General features: G+C 44.9%; 3 protein-coding genes. 1 reads left to right on the top strand and 2 read right to left on the bottom strand.

What is annotated here, in order from left to right:
- Window positions 1-133: 133 nt before the first annotated feature.
- Both JRI95_17000 and JRI95_16995 read right to left on the bottom strand, forming a co-directional pair.
- Window positions 134-454, bottom strand: coding sequence for a PilZ domain-containing protein (locus JRI95_17000; GenBank protein MBW2063244.1), 321 nt, complete (start codon window positions 452-454; stop codon window positions 134-136).
- 102 nt (window positions 455-556) lie between these two features.
- Entirely contained in the window at window positions 557-820 is a 264-nt protein-coding gene (locus tag JRI95_16995) for a hypothetical protein (protein ID MBW2063243.1), read from the bottom strand.
- 670 nt (window positions 821-1,490) lie between these two features.
- On the opposite strand from JRI95_16995, the gene JRI95_16990 reads away from it, so the two are divergent.
- On the top strand, window positions 1,491-2,413 hold a 923-nt coding region (locus JRI95_16990; GenBank protein MBW2063242.1), incomplete at its 3' end, for a CoA-binding protein.

The following is a 2,413-nucleotide window of genomic DNA, read 5'->3' as shown; positions in this document are numbered from 1 at the left end:
ATATTTAATCCCTGTCAATAGGAAGAAAGTATGATTTTTACCTCTTTGGGGCTAGGAAAAAAGTACCAGCAGGGAGTTACTGCTAAGGTGTTCCCTTAGTCACACTCCCCCGGTTATCTTCGGTGTTACGAATTTAAAGCCCGGCCTCATTTTTTTTCTTCGGCAAAGGCGAAATATCGTAGTCTTCTTCAAAGCAGACCGCCATCCCATTTCCCTCGTGCCGGATGACTTTCCCCGATATCTTTAGCAGGGCCTTGCTGCCTGACAGCTTTTTCAGCCTCTCTATCAAAAGAACCAGGTCAATCTTGACCTCTGTGCCGACAGGAAGAGGCTGATCTGTATAAAAAAAGGCGCCACCAGCACAGACATCCCTGGTTAAAAGCTCTAGAATTCTCTGATCCTTATCTTCGACTACCGAGATTTGACCCGGCAGTTCGAGTAAGAATCTTTCCACCTTTCTTTTTTCTTTGTCAGATATCAAGAGATTCCTTCATTAAAAATTTTTATATTTTTTATAAGCTCAGGATGCTTTTTCAAAATCAACATCAGACATCTATCATGTCGCAGTGAGGTTTCCATTTATCGCCCATTCCAGACATTCCATCTCTCGAGGGGTCAATTCCTCCTCTTCCCAGGATAGCACCAAGGAAAGCGCTTCCTCCTCTGTTGCTTCTTCCTCAGGCATCTGACTAGTTCTGAACTTCCACCCCAAGGCCCAGCGAACAAAGGAGAATAACCCTTTCAATCTATCCTCCGATGTCAGAGAGTCATACCTTTGGTCTCCCAGGCTTTTTTCTCCCGGCATCGTAGATTGTTTCATTGTTCACTCTCCACTTTCTCGGAAAGAGCTGTTTGTAAGGTTAAATAACTATTTCAGTTTTTTAAAACCCGATCTTTTTCAGGAGACTGGTTCTTTACTTTCCGTCACAAAATTTCACTTTTTCCATATCAATTCATTCAATTCAATTAAACAAATTCTATTTTAATTGATTCAAAGGGGTCAATAGGAAGATAGTATGATTTTTTTATGTTTTTTAATGTGTTGGCTAAGAAAAAAGTACTAGAAAAATAATGGGGACTAATACATTCTTCCTAGCAGGCATTCTTAGCCGCGCGGATAACTCAAAAAAAACCTGGATAACCCGGCTTATTATGAAAAAAATTGTGAAAGCAGGGTGTACTTGATTCAGGCGCGGTATCATCTGGCCTAAAGGTATAATCTCCAAGCCTCATGATGTTCAAGCGCAGAAAACAGGGAAACAATGCTCTGGTTCTGGACTGATAACTCCTGAGTGATTAAAATACTCTCGCGCCTTTCTCAAGAAGAGCATAGAAATCAGGCTTCTTTGGAAAAGCTCTTTACATTTCTCCAATTTCCTTGAAACTTTCCTAGCCGAACTTTACTATCAAAACATTTCGCAGTATGCTTAAAAAGAATACTTTCCTTATTTTAAATCGCTCTTGAAGATCGGCTTTTAATTGGAGGGAATATGAGTCAGCCAGAAATTGTTGCAGAACTTGAACCGCTGTTTCATCCTCGATCGGTTGCTGTCATCGGCGCTACAAATAATCTGACTAAATGGGGATTTTCAACCTTTTACAGCTTGATAAGACACTTTCAGGGTGATCTTTTTGCTGTCAACAACCGCGACACCGAAATCCTTGGCTACCCGGCCTATGCCAAGGTAACTGACATTCCCGGAATGGTAGATCTTGTGGTCATCGTGATTCCTCCAGACAAAGTAGCCGAAGTAATGGAGGATTGTATCGAAAAAGAAGTGAAGGCGGCCGTGATCATTACCGCAGGTTTTGCCGAGGTCGGAGCTCATGGCAGGGCGCTGCAAGATGAGGTGGTAGAAGTAGCTCGCAGAGGCGGCCTTCGCCTAGTCGGCCCCAACTGTATGGGGATGTGGAGCGCGGCGGCAAATCTGACGGCCTTTATGTTCCCTTTGCCCATTAAGAAAGGTCCTCTGGCCTTGATCTCACAAGGTGGCAATGTCGGCGGCGCTCTGGTGGCGGACGCCTTCTCCCGAGGAATTGGGTTTCGATATTATGTTAGCTGTGGTTGTACTGCCGATATCCAGATTGAGGACTATATTGAGTACATGGGATATGACGACTCGGTCAGGGTCATTATGGTTTACATCGAGGGTTTGACCGATGGCCAGCGGTTTGTGGAGAAGGTCAAGCCGGTGACCTTAAAAAAGCCGGTGATTGCCCTCAAGCCTGGCAAAACGGATGCCGCAGCCCGCGCCATCATATCCCATTCAGGGTCATTGTCAGGTTCGACCATGATTTATGAAGCCGCATTCAAGAAAGCCGGTGTAATCCGTACTGAAACGACGATGGAACTCCTGGACGTGGCTGTTGCCTTACTGACCCAGCCTCTTCCCCGCGGCCGCAACGTGGTGAT

This window comes from Deltaproteobacteria bacterium (assembly GCA_019308995.1).
Classification (GTDB): Bacteria; Desulfobacterota; Desulfarculia; order Adiutricales; family JAFDHD01; genus JAFDHD01.
This window is presented reverse-complemented; position numbering and strand designations above follow the sequence as displayed.

Bases quoted from the DNA above. Each gene is read 5' to 3' on its own strand.
- JRI95_16995 (MBW2063243.1), bottom strand. From the start codon at position 820: ATGAAACAATCTACGATGCCGGGAGAAAAAAGCCTGGGAGACCAAAGG.